The following is a 15,497-nucleotide window of genomic DNA, read 5'->3' as shown; positions in this document are numbered from 1 at the left end:
TATGTCGGCGAATCTCGCCATTGTTTTGACAGAGCTTGCCAATTTTTATACATTTTATGCCAAATGAAAATAAAACTGGTCAGATTAGAGCTGCCAGCGAGAATCGCACATGCAAGACATAAAAATATCCAATGGTTATCTTCAGCTCTGGGCGACTTATTTGCGTGATGTGGGGATTGAACCCTTAACTGCCGACTTTCTGCAAGATGTGCATGACTCGCTTGTGACCCTCATCGATCAGCCTTTTGATACACAAGTACCTTTGGAATTGTTGAATCATATTATTTTAACTACTCGGCAACATCTGAACTGTCCGCAGCTGATTTTTGAAATCGTGCAGGTCATTCGTCCTGAGCATTTTGGTGTACTGGGTTATATGGTTTCACGTAGCAGTAGTGTCGCGGAAATGATCGGCTATAGCATGCGCTTTCAGCGGCTGGTGATTGATGGCAGTGAATTCGTGCCTTTACAGTTGAAGCAGCATGAACACAGTATGGAACTCTATTGGGGCTATTTAGATGAAAAATATAATTTGTTAAATGAGCTCACCATGGCAGCAATGGTGCAACTGGGACGGGTTATTTTGCAAGAGCAGCCACTTTTATTGCGTTGTGTACGACTGGCTCATGCAGCTGAAATGGCACAAATGCATTATCAAAAATTCTTTGCCTGTGAGGTTCAGTTTTCTCAAGATTATTATGCTCTGGAACTGGATGTACAGGGGTTAGCTCATGGGTCTGAGCATGCTGACCCCATATTATTGCAGTTGCTGACTCTTCAGGCGGAACAGGCGATTGCAGCAAAAGCACCTGTTGAAAATACCTTGCAGCAAGCACAGCAAATCATTGCCGAACAGTTGCGAACCAGGCAACAGGCGATCAAAATTGAGCAGCTTGCCCAGCAGTTGTGGATGTCGACCCGAAGCTTGCAACGCTTATTCAGCATATATCAAACTTCATTTAAAAAACTGCTGCAACAGCAGCGCATCAAACGCTGTGAGATTTTGTTACAGCAGGGGCTTAGTCTGAGCGAGATTGCTGAAGCGCTGGATTATTCCGACCAGTCGGCCTTGGCCCGCGCCTATAAAGCAGCCACCGGACAGACTTTGTTCCAGCGCAAGAAACAGTTAAAGCATGCACAGCAATAAAAAAGCGACCCAATCAGATCGCTTTTTGATGTGAGGATGATACAGAGATTAAGCGGTTGCTTTAAGGTTGGGGAATCTCAACGCAATCGCAGCAATTGCGAAGATGGCCAGAATCCAGCAATAGTACAAGCCGCCAATCAGTTCAACCGGTGAGATTTTTGCAATCGAGCAGGCGAGGAGCAACTGTGCACCATAAGGAATCAGACCTTGTACCACGCAGGAGAAAATATCCATCAGTGCTGCAGAACGCTTGGGATCCACGCCGTATTCTTTGGCGACTTCACGTGCCATATCACCCGACAGAATAATCGCCACGGTATTATTGGCCACAAAAATATTCGAAAATACTACCAAGAAGCTGATCCCGATTTCGCCAGCACGTTGCTGACCGACTTTAAACAGACGGGTCAGGCTATAAATACGCTCGATCAGCCAGCGTAAACCGCCTTCACGTTGCATGATCGCCGACAGGCCACCCAGGAACATGGACAATAATGCCACTTCAAACATGCCGACAAAGCCATCATAAATTGAAGTATTCAGTTTGAGCAGATCAAATTCAGCTGTGGCAAATAGGCCAAACAAGCCGGAAAGTAGTACCCCAATGGTCAGCACAGCCAGAACGTGTAAACGGCTAAAGGCTAAAATAAATACGGCGATATAAGGTAAGACCAGAAGCCAGTTGAAGTCCTTGTATTCCACTGCATTGCTACTACCGCTACTCAACACGTAAATCAAAATAGTCACGATTGAGGCAGGAACCGCAATCCAGACATTGACTCTGAATTTGTCACGTAGTTGTACGCCCTGACTGGTCGTTGCAGCAATGGTGGTATCCGAGATCATTGAAAGATTGTCACCGAACATGGCACCACCAACGACCGCACCAACCGCATAAACTACATTGATCTCGGTGACCTCGGCAAATCCAAAAGCGATCGGCGCACAGGCTGCAATGGTGCCCATGGAGGTACCCATAGCCGTGGCAATAAAGGCCGAGATCACAAACAGCATCGGCAGAATAAATGTGGGTGGAATCACCGACAAGCCCATCTGCACAGTGGCATCCACACTGCCAATGGCACTACTGACGCTGGCAAAGGCACCGGCCAGCATAAACACCATAAACATCAGGATTAAGTTCGGATGACTGGCACCTCTGATGAATTCCTCAATGCCTTGGTTAAGTTTACCGCGATACACTAATGCAGCCAAGATAATCGCAGGCAGGGCAGCCACAGGCGCTTTCACCTGATAGAACGCGAACTCGGTTCCGATCAGGGAATGATAGATTCCGCTACCCAAAAACAGGGTTAAAAATACAATAAGCGGCAGCAGTGCAATGGCGCGTGCCTGCACTGTCGCCTCAGAATCAGTCTGCATAGGAGATAAAAAAGTAAGAGAATAGGACTAGTATAAAGCAGGTTTTGCAATTTCAGAAAACTTTAAATGAATGCGCTAACATCTGCATTTTTATTAATTTTTGCATGATAAAAATAAGTTTATCTAAATATTCAGGATTTTGGCTAATAGCAAAATTAGGCATCTTTGATCATTGTGAAAAAAATCAAAATAATCGTAAATAGACCCTTCCGAATTGTTTTGAAATCTTCGTACAGGAAATGAAATACTCGAGGTCGGTATCGCAGACTGTTCATTGGACAAAAAATAGCGTTACAATGCGACGTCTTGTATTTTTACATAGTCAATGCCTCAAGTTTGAAACACGTTAAGGAAAGCTCAGCCCTATGTCACGTTTAGCCACACGATTTGAACAACTTAAATCTCAACAGCGTAAAGCTTTAGTTTCTTATGTGATGGCTGGTGATCCGCATCCAGAGGTCACTGTATCTTTGCTCCATGCAATGGTAGAGGCGGGTGTCGATGTGATTGAGCTGGGTCTTCCTTTCTCCGACCCGATGGCAGATGGTCCCGTAATTGCTTTAGCGGCTGAACGTGCGCTGGCAGGCGGAACCAATACTTTGGACGCACTGCACATGGTGAAAGAATTTCGCTTGAAAGATCGCGAAACACCTGTGGTGCTGATGGGTTATCTGAATCCGGTCGAAGTGATTGGCTATGAAAAGTTTGTGGCTTATGCTTACGAATGTGGAGTAGATGGCGTGCTGCTGGTGGACTTACCGCCAGAGGAAGCACAAAGTCTGGGTGAAGTACTGGAAAAATATGACATGGATCAGATTTTCCTGCTGGCACCCACTTCAACCGATGCACGTATTCAACACGTAGCGAAACAGGCCACTGGCTTTATCTACTATGTATCCTTGAAAGGCGTGACCGGTGCAGCAACTTTAGATGTCTCTGAAGCCGCTGCCCGCATTCAAAAGATTAAAGCTGTGACTGATGTTCCTGTAGGCGTAGGTTTCGGTATCAGCGATGCTGCATCTGCGAAAGCGATGGGTGTTGCTGCCGATGCAGTTATTGTGGGAAGTGCGTTTGTAAAGCAGTTTGCAACGCTTGCACCAGAACAAGCCGTTATTGCGACGGTGAATAAAGTCAAGGAGCTTCGAGCAGCGCTCGATGAGTTATAGTATGAGTCAACCCGTGAAATCAGGCAAAATTCTGAGCCCATCGACCCCATGGACGGAACGCATTGTTCCAGGCATTCATGTACCTGATGAGCAAACGATCTACAAAGCGACATTTACCGAGCCTACGGTCGAGTGTCCTGAATGTCATGCTTTGGTGACCCGTACCGCGATGTCATTCAATGCCTATGTTTGTCCGCAGTGTGATGAGCATTTACGCATGAAAGCCCGTGATCGCCTGAACTGGTTCTTTGACCAGGTACAGACTGAACTGGGTCAGGAGTTTAAGGCTAAAGATCCGTTAAAGTTTGTCGATAGCAAAGCTTATCCAGAGCGTATGGCAGAAGCGCAAAAGAAAACCGGCGAAACCGAAGCGTTGGTCGTGATTCAAGGCCTGCTAAAAGATGTCCCAATGATTGCCTGTGCGTTTGAATTCGACTTCATGGGCGGTTCGATGGGTACAGTGGTCGGTGACCGTTTTGTTCAGGCGGCAGAGCGTGCGATTGAAGCCCGTCAGCCCTTGATCTGCTTTGCTGCTTCAGGCGGTGCACGTATGCAGGAAGGCATGTTGTCCTTGATGCAAATGGCACGTACTTCGGCTGCTATCCAGCGTTTAAAAGAAGCAGGCCTGCCTTATGTGGTGGTATTGACGCATCCGGTATACGGTGGTGTCACTGCATCATTGGCGATGCTGGGTGATGTACATCTGGCTGAACCGAAGGCGATGATTGGCTTTGCCGGTAAACGAGTGATCGAACAAACTGTCCGTGAAAAACTGGAAGAACCGTTCCAGCGCGCGGAATATTTGCTTGATCATGGGGTAATCGATCAGATTGTTCACCGTCACGCATTACGTGATACAGTTTACCGTATTGTTACGAAATTGATGAACCTGCATTGAACACAGCACCGCTAGCAACAGATTCTTTAAGTACATGGCTCGATTATTGGAGCCATGTTCACGTTACGGGTATTGATTTAGGTCTGGAACGGGTTATTCCGGTGGCTGAAAAGCTCGGTGTGACACGTCCGGCGGCCAAAGTGCTGACGGTGGCTGGAACCAATGGTAAGGGTTCAACCACCACCACACTGGCTGCGATTTTGAATGCACAAGGCTTCAAGGTCGGACTGTATCAATCTCCACACGTGTACCGTTTCAATGAGCGGGTAAAACTGCGCGGCATTGAAGTTGAAGATCAGTTGTTGGTGGATGCTTTTGTTCAGGTGGATCAGGCTCGTCGCGAATGTGATTTGAGCCTGTCTTTCTTTGAAGCGACCACTTTGGCCGCTTTTGTGATTTTTAAAGATCAGTTATGTGATGTCTGGGTGCTGGAAGTCGGTCTGGGCGGTCGTCTGGATGTGGTTAATGTGGTTAATCCGGATGTAGCAGTGATTACCAATATTGGTCTGGATCATACCGATTGGCTCGGTGATAGCATCGAGAAAATTGCCTTTGAAAAAGCCGGAATTATCCGGCCGAATATTCCGGTGGTATTTGGTGGACAGCAACAGATTCCACAAGCCATTTTAGCTAAAACTCAGCAATGCAACGCGCCCCTATATGCGGTGAATCGTGATTATTTCTATGAAGCATGTGCAGATGGCCAGTCTTGGGCCTTTGCCTCTTCGGGTACGACCTTAAAACTTCCAACAGGTTCACTGGCGCTAGATAATATTTCTACCGCTGTGGCTGCAATTTTGCTGAGCGGTTTAACGGTCAGTCAGGATGTGATGGCACAAGGGATTCAAACGGCAAAGTTGCCGGGACGTTTTGAAGTCTGTCAAATCCAGAATAAAACCGTGATTTTTGATGCCGGACATAATCCGCATGGGGTCGAGTTTCTGCTGAAACAGTTGCGAAACTATTTAAATTACAATCAAAACTATAAAAATATCGTTTGTGTGTTTTCAATGTTGGCAGATAAAGATATAAATTCTGTCACCAAGTTATTGAAAGACACGGTTCAATTGTGGAAAATTGCACCATTATCCGTCCCACGTGCGGCAGAGCTCACAGTTTTGGCTGAAGCTCTAGGCGGTGAGGCGGTAGAACAATTTGACAATGTGAAATTAGCTTTTAAATCAGCACTGGATCAAACAGATAATAATCAGCTGATTTTGGTATGTGGATCATTTCATACCTTAGAAGCGGTATGGGAGTATTTGGAAGAATGTCAATGAATAACAAACAGCGCTGGATGGGCGGTGTTGTTTTACTCGGTGGTGGTGTTTTATTGGCAGCATTACTCCTGAAAGGTCAAGATGAAATCAAGCAGGACCGTCAGCAGAAACCGGCACAGGTTGCGGAAGTGGAAACGAAGGATGCAGTGAATCATTCGCTGGGTTCCTTGACGGTCGATGTGGAAACAGAAAAGCGTTTACTTGAACAGCAACGCCGTGATCGGGAAAAATCTGTGGCAGAGCAGGAGGCTCGTGCGGCTGAATTTTTAGCGATGCAGCAGCAGGCAGAAGCAGATGCGGCGCGTAAAGCGGCTGAAGAATATGCTGCACTTAATGCGCATCGTATGGGACAGCAAAGCTCGGATAATATTCCACCAGAACTGGTCGAAGACGAACAGGCCAAACAGAAACGCTTGGCTGAAGAAAAGGCTGCACAAGACAAAAAGCTAGCCCTGCAGAAGCTTGAGCAGCAAAAAGCCAACAGTTCAACTGAAGCGGCCAAGAAAGAAGCGGAGCGTAAAGCCGCTGAAAGCAAAGCGGCTGAAGAAAAACGTAAATTGGAGCAACAGCAAAAAGCCGAAGCAGAACGTAAGACGGCTGAGGCAAAACGTAAGGCTGAGGAAGAGCGTAAGGCAGCCGAGAAGAAAGAAGCTGAACGTAAAGCCGCCGAAGAAAAACGTAAAGCCGAAGACAAACGTAAGGCTGAAGAAGCCAAGAAAAAGGCAGCAGAAGACGCCAAAAAGAAAGCAGAAGCTGAGCAGGCACGTAAATTGCTGGAAGGTGAAAGTGACAAGCAGTGGATGGTGCAGGTTGCACTGGCAGCCAATGAAGCCAATGCAGATGCGGTTGCGGCAAAGCTGCGTGCCAAGGGTTATAAAGTGACCAAGAGTCCAACCTCTAAAGGGATTCGTATCATGGTCGGTCCATCAAAGGATCGGGAAACTGCTGATACTTCGCGTAAAAAAATCGCTGCAGATGACAGTCTGAATATGAAATCTGCCTGGGTGATTGACTGGGTGCCTTTAGATAAGCGTAACTAAGACAGCGTATTACTGTACTTTGGTTTAAAATGGATTCAGGTTATGCCTGAATCCATTTTTATTGGGGAGCAAAAATTAAAAAGGTGACAAAGCTCTCAGGATTAAAAAAGCCTATCTAAAGATAGGCTGGTGATGAACTTCGAACTCGGCACGTCATTCGGGTTAGAAATTCAGTTTTAATCTTGCTGCTTTTTATATAGATACATCAACGTTAAGAGTGGATGTACTTATACATATTCTTTATGAACAGAGCAGTGCTTCGTTTATTCTTACAGTCACAGCCTAGCTTCTTGTCTTCTTGCGGAATATATGTCCTCAGGACAGAGCAGTGCTCCGTTTTATCCCGTGCTACGCACTTCACTTGTGTTGCGCAAAATTAAAAAGGAGTCCTTTTAATTTGTGTCACTCGAAGCGTAGCTTCTCGTCTTCTTGCGGAATATATTCCTCAGGGCGAAGCAGTGTCTTGCTGATCCTCACTCAGGATGTGGCGTTAAGCGCAGGTAAGGCGTGACCGTGGTATACCCTTTAGGAAAACGTTGTGCAATTTCAGTCTCATCTTTTAGCGATGGCACAATCACCACATCATCGCCATGCTGCCAATTGGCAGGTGTTGCGACTTTATGGCTGTCGGTGAGTTGCAATGAATCCACCACACGCAAGATTTCATGGAAATTACGACCCGTCGATGCCGGATAGGTAATAATCAAACGGACTTTTTTGTTTGGATCGATGACCACCAAAGAGCGAACTGTGAGCGTTTCACTGGCACTCGGGTGAATAAAGTCATATAGTTCAGACACTTTACGATCCTGATCGGCAATGATCGGAAAATTGACTGTGGTATTCTGGGTTTCATTGATGTCTTTAATCCAGCCATGATGTGATTCAACATCATCAACCGATAAGGCAATGGCTTTGACACCACGTTTTTCAAATTCATCTTTCAACTTTGCGGTATAACCAAGTTCAGTAGTACATACCGGCGTATAGTCCGCCGGATGTGAAAATAAAATGCCCCAGCTATCGCCCAGAAAATCATAAAAATTAATCAGGCCTTCACTGGATTGCTGTTCAAAATTCGGTGCGGTGTCGCCTAGACGTAAACTCATTTTTTTGCCTCAATTGGTCTTTTAATGTAGAGATGAGATTTAATATGAACTAATTTTTTTATGATTAAAAATAGTGTTTTTAGCTTTCTTTATGAATAAATAGCATAAGTGATTTGTTTTATCTATCTAGAATCAAACAAATCAGTCGTCTAATTGACTATATTGCACAGCTAAAGTTTGCTACATTACTTTGCCTTAGATCTCGGGGCTAGAACTCAGGATCAGATTTTTTTCAGCGGTTTTATAGCAAAACCCTTGTAGTTCAAATTTCTAGCACCATAATAACGACTAAGAACATATTCATTTGACAAGCAAGATTTAGAGAGTCTATTCATGTTGGCAAGTCTGATCGGAGGAATCTTCGGTACCAAAAATGAGCGCGAACTCAAACGCATGCGTAAAATCGTAGACAAGATTAATGTGCTCGAGCCGACGATATCTACCCTTAGCGATGCAGACTTATCTGCAAAAACTGAAGAATTCAAACAACGATATAATAAGGGTGAAAACCTCGATAAATTATTGCCTGAAGCATTTGCAGTCTGTCGTGAAGCCGCCAAGCGGGTCATGGGCATGCGTCATTATGACGTGCAGCTGATCGGTGGTATTACCTTGCACGAAGGTAAAATTGCAGAGATGCGTACCGGTGAGGGTAAAACCCTGATGGGTACCTTGGCCTGTTACCTGAATGCCATCAGCGGTCAGGGTGTGCATGTCATTACCGTGAACGATTACCTGGCACAACGTGATGCCGAGCTCAACCGTCCATTATTTGAATTTTTGGGTTTAAGCATCGGGATTATTTATTCCATGCAAAATCCGATGGAAAAAGCGGAAGCTTATCGTGCCGATATTACCTACGGTACCAATAACGAATTTGGCTTTGATTACCTGCGTGACAACATGGTGTTCTCGCTGGCTGAGAAAAAGCAGCGTGGTTTAACCTATGCGATTATTGATGAGGTCGATTCGATCCTGATTGATGAAGCACGTACTCCGCTGATTATTTCCGGTCAAAGTGAAGATTCTTCACAGCTTTATGCAGCCATCAATAATATTCCACCAAAATTACAGGCACAGAAAGAAGAGAAAGTGCCGGATGGCGGTCACTTCTGGATTGATGAAAAACAGCGTTCAGTTGAAATTACTGAAGTGGGTTTTGAAACCATTGAAAGTGAACTGATTGAAATGGGCTTGTTGGCAGAAGGCGAGAGCTTGTATTCAGCGTCGAACCTGAATCTGTTGCATCATGTGACTGCGGCAATTCGTGCCCATTATTTATATCAACGTAACGTGCAATACATCATCAATGATGGTGAAGTGATTATCGTCGATGAAAATACCGGTCGTACCATGCCGGGCCGTCGCTGGTCTGAAGGTTTGCATCAGGCGGTAGAAGCCAAAGAAGGTCTGGAAATTCAACCAGAGAACCAGACCCTGGCAACCACAACCTTCCAGAACTATTTCCGTCTGTATAAAAAATTATCGGGTATGACCGGTACCGCTGATACTGAAGCCGCGGAAATGAAAGAAATTTATGGTCTGGATGTGGTGCTGATTCCGACCCATCGTCCAATGATCCGTGATGACCAGAACGATTTAATCTATTTAAATCGTGAAGGCAAATATAACGCGATTATTCAAGAAATTCAGCGTGTGCATGAAGCCGGTGTTGCGCCAATCTTGATTGGTACGGCAACCATCGAAGCATCTGAGATTCTATCCGATAAGCTGAAAGCTGCCGGTATTACCCACGAAGTACTGAATGCCAAACAGCACGAACGTGAAGCGGATATTATTGCGCAAGCCGGTGCACCGCGTGCCGTGACCATTGCCACCAACATGGCGGGGCGTGGTACCGATATTCTGCTGGGTGGTAACTGGAAAGCATTGCTGGCCAAAATTGAAAATCCGACAAGCGATGACGAAGCGCGTCTGAAAGCGGAATGGGATGTTAATCATCAATCCGTTCTGGATTCGGGTGGCTTGCATATTATCGGTTCTGAACGTCATGAATCACGCCGTATCGATAACCAGTTGCGTGGTCGTGCAGGCCGTCAGGGTGATCCGGGTGTATCGCGTTTCTACCTGTCGCTTGAAGATGACCTGATGCGTATTTTCGCCGGTGACCGTGTGGTGGGTATGATGCGTGCCATGGGCTTGCAGGAAGATGAAGCGATTGAACACAAAATGGTGTCTCGCTCGATTGAGAATGCACAGCGTAAAGTCGAAGCACGTAACTTCGATATTCGTAAGAACTTGCTGAAATACGATGACGTGAATAACGAACAGCGTAAGATTATTTATAGTCAGCGTGATGACATTCTGGCAGAAAATTCGCTGCAAGATTATATTGAAGAAATGATTCGTGAAGTGATGCAGGGTGTAATTGCCAATTATATTCCGCCTGAGTCGATTCATGACCAGTGGGATATTGAAGGTCTGGAATTGGCCTTGCGTGAAGACATGTCACTCGATCTTCCTATCGCACAATGGCTGGAACAGGACCGTCGTCTCGATGAAGAGGCCTTGGTGGTGCGTATTAGCGATGAAGTACTGAATCGTTACCGTTCGCGTCGTGAACAAATGGGTGCGGAATCTGCAGCATCGCTTGAACGTCACTTTATGCTGAATTCTCTGGATCGCCACTGGAAAGAACATCTGGCAGCGATGGATTACTTACGTCAGGGCATCCATTTACGTGGCTATGCACAGAAAAATCCAGAGCAGGAATATAAAAAAGAAGCCTATAACCTGTTTGTGAATATGCTGGGTGTCATCAAATCGGATGTCGTTACAGATTTATCGCGTATTCATGTGCCGACCCCTGAAGAGCTGGCTGAAATGGAAGCACAGCAGCAGGCACAGGCTGAGGCAATGCGATTGCAGTTATCTCATGATGAGTTCGAGGGTTTACTGGCAGATGAACATGAAAATACGACTGAACAAAATGCTGAGGCAAGTCCGGTAGCGCCAGTCTTTGAAGCGCCGGCAAGCCGTAATGCACCTTGTCCATGTGGTTCAGGCCTGAAATATAAACAGTGTCATGGCAGAATCTAAGCGATATTGAAAATCAGAGCCACATGGCTCTGATTTTTTATGTATAAAGATTTTTCAGAAACTGAATACTATTTGCAGTCCTGCGGATTAAATGGTATTTAATGGCTCATTCAACACCGAAAAGTGGAATAACCTGAATGAAAAAAGTATTAAAAACGCTCATGATTGCCGCTTTGGCCATGCCTGCTTTAAGTTTTGCAGAAACTGCAGCCACCACGACACTTGATAAAGTTCAGCAAGCAGTGGGTTCTACTACAGCTCAAGTACAACGTACAGATGAACAAGTGACCGTGGCCAGCCCGCGTACCGGGATTCGTTATACCTTTGCCAATCAGAATCGCCCGATTGTGTTGCAGACCGCTGCGATCGCACCGGCCAATGCGGCCAATGCAGATCGTATTGTGGCATCTAATCCGGCACTTTCTGCCGCGAGTCAGCAGCAAGCGAAGCAGGCTTTATTAAATGAAGCAGGGCAACTTGCGAAAAATTAAAATCCCCGATTTTTGAAAATGCAGAAACCAGTCTTGATGACTGGTTTTTTATTGTGAAAATCCATCATAAATCTCAAGCTTACTCAGGCTTTGGCTCGATTTTTTGTTGCAGATCAACTAAGCTGTATTTTTCCGAAACTTCAATATTGGACTTTAAAATGGCAGTTGGTGACGTATCTATGCCACAGATGCATGTGGTGAAAGGGGTTAAAATTGGTTCGGCTGAAGCCTATGTGCGCTATCAGAACCGACGTGACCTGGTGATATTTGAACTGGCTGCAGGCTCCAATGTTGCAGGGGTATTTACTCAAAATGCCTTCTGTGCAGCCCCTGTGCATGTATCTAAAGCGCATTTACAGGTAGGGAATCCGCGTTACCTGGTGATCAATACCGGCAATGCCAATGCAGGAACTGGTCCTACAGGCATGGCAAATGCAGAAGCCACCTGTGCCAAGCTGGCTGAACTGGCAGGGATACAGGCTGCTGAAGTTTTACCATTCTCTACGGGTGTCATTGGCGAGCAATTGCCAATGGAGCGTTTGCTCAGCGGTTTACAACCTGCGCTAGACTCATTGCGTGATGATGCCTGGGTCGATGCTGCAACGGGAATCATGACCACAGATACTACACCGAAAGGCGCTTCAGAGCAGTTCGAGCTGGATGGTGTCACCTATACCATGACCGGTATTTCCAAGGGTGCCGGCATGATTCGCCCAAATATGGCAACCATGCTGGGTTATGTCGCAACCGATGCTCCAATCAGCCGTGAACTGGTTCAGCAGTTATTAACAGAAACAGTAAATGTGTCGTTTAACCGCATTACCATCGATGGTGATACTTCAACCAATGATTCCTGCATCTTGATTGCCACAGGTCAAGGCGGTGGTGCTGAAATTACTTCGACTGAAGATCCACGTTATGCGGTCGTGCTTGATGTGTTAATGCGTACCATGAAACGCTTGGCGCAACTGATTGTGCGTGATGGTGAAGGTGCCACCAAATTTATTACAGTTGCGGTAGAAGGTGGTGCTAATATTCAGGAATGCTGTGATGTGGCTTATAGCATTGCACATTCGCCATTGGTTAAAACTGCGATTTTTGCTTCTGATCCAAACTGGGGGCGTATTCTGGCAGCGATTGGTTATGCTGGTGTGCCGAATTTAGACGTTGCAAAAATTCAGGTTTGGTTAGATGATGTACAAATCTGTAAAGATGGTGGTGCGGCAGCAGACTATACTGAAGCAGCTGGTGCAGGTGTGATGGCCCAAGCTGAAATGACGATTCGTGTTGATCTTGGACGTGGTACAGCGAAAGACACGGTCTATACCTGTGACCTGTCTTATGATTACGTCAAGATTAATGCAGATTATCGTTCATAATTCAGATCGTTTCTAAAGCCTCCGTTGTGGGGCTTTTTTTATATCTTATGATTTTTAATGACTGGTCAAAAATGGCATTTTGCCAATTGTGATTAGGGTGTAGGGTAAATGTCCGTGTCATAACGGATAATTAGGGTAGAGTAAGAGTTGTTATGAATAGTGCGACCAAATTAATAGCCAATGAAGCAAAGTCGATTGTGCAGGCGCATTTAGATCGTTTAGGCGTTCCTCAAGAACATCAAATGAGCCAGCAGGAAAAATTAGACAAATTTGCACAAATCAAGGCTGAGCTGGAAAAACAGGATGCCGTTTTGGTGGCGCATTATTATTGCGATCCTGAAGTGCAAGAACTGGCTGAGTTGACCGGTGGTTGTGTTTCGGATTCTCTGGAAATGGCACGTTTTGGTCGCGATCATCCAGCCTCTATGTTGGTGGTGGCAGGAGTGAAATTTATGGGTGAAACCTCAAAAATTTTATCTCCAGATAAAACCGTGCTGATGCCAACCCTGGAAGCAACCTGTTCACTGGATCTTGGTTGTCCGGTTGATGAATTTACAGCTTTCTGCGATGCGCACCCCGATCATACCGTGGTGGTTTATGCCAACACGTCAGCGGCCGTGAAAGCCCGAGCCGATTGGGTGGTCACTTCAAGCTGTGCAGTGGAAATTATCGAACATCTGGACAGTCTGGGCGAAAAAATCATCTGGGCACCGGATCAGCACTTGGGCCGATATATCCAAAGCAAAACCGGTGCAGAAATGTTGCTCTGGGATGGTGCCTGTATCGTGCATGAAGAATTCCGTTCACGCGGTATTGTCAATATGAAAGCACTCTATCCCGATGCTGCGGTGTTGGTACATCCGGAATCCCCCATGTCTGTAGTCGAGATTGCCGATGCAGTAGGCAGTACCTCGCAACTGATTAAAGCCGCACAGACTTTGCCACATCAGCGTTTAGTTGTGGCTACGGATCGTGGTATCTTCTATAAAATGCAGCAAGCAGTTCCCGATAAAATCCTGATTGAGGCACCAACTGCGGGGGAAGGGGCAACCTGTCGTTCTTGTGCGCATTGTCCGTGGATGGCAATGAATGAGCTGGATGGTATTTTGCATGTATTACAGCATAAGGATCAGGAAGTACATGTCGATCCTGTACTGGCTGAACGCGCAAAACTGCCTCTAGATCGCATGTTGAATTTTAGTGCCGGACTAAAACGTTAAAATTTGTATAAAAAATGTCTGAAGCGCTTGATAAATAAACGCTTGGCGCATTTTTTAGGTTTTTTTTTAAGATAGGTGTTGACGTCTCCGGGCGTCACGCCTAGAATGCACACCGTACCGAACGATGTTCGATACGAAAGCTGAGATGAATCGGAGCATAGCACAGCCTGGTAGTGCACCTGGTTTGGGACCAGGGGGTCGTAGGTTCGAATCCTACTGCTCCGACCAATTCTTCAAGGCAAATGATGTTTGCATCAGTAACGCGCTTGTAGCTCAGTTGGATAGAGCATCCGCCTTCTAAGCGGATGGTCACAGGTTCGAATCCTGTCAGGCGCGCCATTTGGTCGCTTGATGTTAAGAATCAAAATGATGGTGGATGTAGCTCAGTTGGTAGAGCCCTGGATTGTGATTCCAGTTGTCGCGGGTTCGAATCCCGTCATTCACCCCAACTTTTAAAGTTGAAATCGGAGCATAGCACAGCCTGGTAGTGCACCTGGTTTGGGACCAGGGGGTCGTAGGTTCGAATCCTACTGCTCCGACCATCTCCTTCAAGATGGTCGAGATAAAAGATACCGCGTTAAGCGGTTTTTTTATGCCTAAAATTTAATAAGTATAAAAAATACACAATATTATTTATAGTCGCCTTTTTGATAATTGTTTATGTAATCACTTGTATCTCTATATCAATTTATTTTTCACTCAATATAGCTTATGCAGGTGAGATGGGTTTTTTATTTTATGTCTTTTGCTGAAGAAGGATTATGATGCGTTTAAGGGTGGAGGAATATTGAGGCATTCTCATTTTCGTATTATTTTATTTTGGTGAAGTGTATGAGTTCCTCAGCATTTATATAAAAGGGAAATATAAATAATTTATCAGTCTTGATATCTATATTTTTCTTGCTAAAGAAAAGATAAATTAAAATATAAATCTGAAATCCACCAGAAATAGCTTTTATAAGTAAATAAACACTATAAACCTCCTTGGGGTGTATGTTTTATGATCAAAAAATAGAAAAACCTGCATTTTTTGTAGAATAAATAAACAGTCGTTGGTTTTTTGCTGAATTATTTAGAAATAGGGGTTGTGTTGGGTGTGAAATGCTGTAGAATGCACATCCATCGGCAGTAATGAAGATTAAAACTTCTGATAAAACAGTAACTTAGCACGAAGTGTTAAAATTGGGTTTTGTTGGGTAAGTTTAAATTAATTTGAATTACGGATTGACACTTTAGAAATTCAGTGTAATATAGCCGACCTAGCTTGCTGGTGACGAATCAGCAAGAAGATCATTAAGAGATTATGAAGAACAACTTGTGTGGA

General features: G+C 45.2%; 11 protein-coding genes and 4 tRNA genes. 13 read left to right on the top strand and 2 right to left on the bottom strand.

Annotated features, from left to right (window positions below; all coding sequences use genetic code 11):
* Positions 1 to 109 precede the first annotated feature (109 nt).
* Positions 110 to 1,147 (top strand): AraC family transcriptional regulator, encoded by a 1,038-nt coding sequence (locus FTU45_RS10515; RefSeq protein ID WP_180041032.1) that lies wholly within the window; start codon positions 110 to 112, stop codon positions 1,145 to 1,147.
* A 48-nt stretch (positions 1,148 to 1,195) separates the two neighbouring features.
* Here the strand turns inward: FTU45_RS10515 and FTU45_RS10510 are convergent, their stop codons facing one another.
* Entirely contained in the window at positions 1,196 to 2,530 is a 1,335-nt protein-coding gene (locus FTU45_RS10510; protein ID WP_180076370.1) for a Na+/H+ antiporter NhaC family protein, read from the bottom strand.
* Positions 2,531 to 2,895: 365 nt separating this feature from the next.
* Here FTU45_RS10510 and trpA point away from each other — a divergent pair, with 365 nt between their 5' ends.
* The 4 genes from trpA to FTU45_RS10490 are packed head-to-tail and all read left to right on the top strand — an operon-like array spanning position 2,896 to position 6,914.
* Positions 2,896 to 3,696 (top strand): tryptophan synthase subunit alpha, encoded by an 801-nt coding sequence (gene trpA / locus FTU45_RS10505; protein WP_100355753.1) that lies wholly within the window; start codon positions 2,896 to 2,898, stop codon positions 3,694 to 3,696.
* A 1-nt stretch (position 3,697) separates the two neighbouring features.
* Positions 3,698 to 4,594, top strand: a complete 897-nt coding sequence (gene accD / locus FTU45_RS10500; RefSeq protein ID WP_034608357.1) for an acetyl-CoA carboxylase, carboxyltransferase subunit beta — start codon at positions 3,698 to 3,700, stop codon at positions 4,592 to 4,594.
* A complete protein-coding gene (folC, locus tag FTU45_RS10495; RefSeq protein WP_180076369.1) occupies positions 4,591 to 5,874 on the top strand; it encodes a bifunctional tetrahydrofolate synthase/dihydrofolate synthase in 1,284 nt (427 codons plus the stop codon). Before accD ends, folC begins: the two co-directional genes overlap by 4 nt.
* Complete coding sequence (locus FTU45_RS10490) at positions 5,865 to 6,914, top strand: SPOR domain-containing protein (protein WP_373685749.1); 1,050 nt, start codon at positions 5,865 to 5,867, stop codon at positions 6,912 to 6,914. Before folC ends, FTU45_RS10490 begins: the two co-directional genes overlap by 10 nt.
* 473 nt (positions 6,915 to 7,387) lie before the next feature.
* On the opposite strand, the gene FTU45_RS10485 is transcribed toward FTU45_RS10490, so the two are convergent.
* Positions 7,388 to 8,023, bottom strand: coding sequence for a peroxiredoxin (locus FTU45_RS10485; protein WP_180076368.1), 636 nt, complete (start codon positions 8,021 to 8,023; stop codon positions 7,388 to 7,390).
* Between the two features lie 333 nt (positions 8,024 to 8,356).
* Between FTU45_RS10485 and secA the strand changes: the two genes are divergently transcribed.
* The 8 genes from secA to FTU45_RS10445 all read left to right on the top strand — a co-directional run bounded on the left by secA (position 8,357) and on the right by FTU45_RS10445 (position 14,715).
* The gene (secA, locus tag FTU45_RS10480; protein ID WP_100329824.1) at positions 8,357 to 11,083 is read left to right on the top strand and encodes a preprotein translocase subunit SecA; all 2,727 of its coding nucleotides are present in this window, start codon (positions 8,357 to 8,359) and stop codon (positions 11,081 to 11,083) included.
* Positions 11,084 to 11,220: 137 nt separating this feature from the next.
* Positions 11,221 to 11,574, top strand: coding sequence for a hypothetical protein (locus tag FTU45_RS10475; RefSeq protein ID WP_005098054.1), 354 nt, complete (start codon positions 11,221 to 11,223; stop codon positions 11,572 to 11,574).
* Positions 11,575 to 11,732: 158 nt separating this feature from the next.
* Positions 11,733 to 12,953, top strand: coding sequence for a bifunctional glutamate N-acetyltransferase/amino-acid acetyltransferase ArgJ (gene argJ / locus FTU45_RS10470; RefSeq protein WP_005098053.1), 1,221 nt, complete (start codon positions 11,733 to 11,735; stop codon positions 12,951 to 12,953).
* Positions 12,954 to 13,105: 152 nt separating this feature from the next.
* A complete protein-coding gene (nadA, locus tag FTU45_RS10465) occupies positions 13,106 to 14,173 on the top strand; it encodes a quinolinate synthase NadA (protein ID WP_180076367.1) in 1,068 nt (355 codons plus the stop codon).
* A 151-nt stretch (positions 14,174 to 14,324) separates the two neighbouring features.
* Positions 14,325 to 14,401: transfer RNA gene (locus tag FTU45_RS10460), tRNA-Pro, on the top strand.
* Between the two features lie 34 nt (positions 14,402 to 14,435).
* Positions 14,436 to 14,512, top strand: a tRNA-Arg gene (locus tag FTU45_RS10455).
* A gap of 33 nt (positions 14,513 to 14,545) precedes the next feature.
* Positions 14,546 to 14,621 (top strand) — tRNA-His (locus FTU45_RS10450).
* 17 nt (positions 14,622 to 14,638) lie between these two features.
* Positions 14,639 to 14,715 (top strand) — tRNA-Pro (locus FTU45_RS10445).
* Positions 14,716 to 15,497 lie beyond the last annotated feature (782 nt).

It is taken from the genome of Acinetobacter sp. YH12106 (assembly GCF_013418995.1).
In the GTDB taxonomy this organism is placed as follows: domain Bacteria; phylum Pseudomonadota; class Gammaproteobacteria; order Pseudomonadales; family Moraxellaceae; genus Acinetobacter; species Acinetobacter pseudolwoffii.
This window is presented reverse-complemented; position numbering and strand designations above follow the sequence as displayed.

Coding starts and splice junctions, on each gene's coding strand:
- FTU45_RS10515 (WP_180041032.1), top strand. CDS start 110: ATGCAAGACATAAAAATATCCAATGGTTATCTTCAGCTCTGGGCGACT.
- FTU45_RS10510 (WP_180076370.1), bottom strand. CDS start 2,530: ATGCAGACTGATTCTGAGGCGACAGTGCAGGCACGCGCCATTGCACTG.
- trpA (WP_100355753.1), top strand. CDS start 2,896: ATGTCACGTTTAGCCACACGATTTGAACAACTTAAATCTCAACAGCGT.
- accD (WP_034608357.1), top strand. CDS start 3,698: ATGAGTCAACCCGTGAAATCAGGCAAAATTCTGAGCCCATCGACCCCA.
- FTU45_RS10490 (WP_373685749.1), top strand. CDS start 5,865: ATGTCAATGAATAACAAACAGCGCTGGATGGGCGGTGTTGTTTTACTC.
- FTU45_RS10485 (WP_180076368.1), bottom strand. CDS start 8,023: ATGAGTTTACGTCTAGGCGACACCGCACCGAATTTTGAACAGCAATCC.
- secA (WP_100329824.1), top strand. CDS start 8,357: ATGTTGGCAAGTCTGATCGGAGGAATCTTCGGTACCAAAAATGAGCGC.
- FTU45_RS10475 (WP_005098054.1), top strand. CDS start 11,221: ATGAAAAAAGTATTAAAAACGCTCATGATTGCCGCTTTGGCCATGCCT.
- argJ (WP_005098053.1), top strand. CDS start 11,733: ATGGCAGTTGGTGACGTATCTATGCCACAGATGCATGTGGTGAAAGGG.
- nadA (WP_180076367.1), top strand. CDS start 13,106: ATGAATAGTGCGACCAAATTAATAGCCAATGAAGCAAAGTCGATTGTG.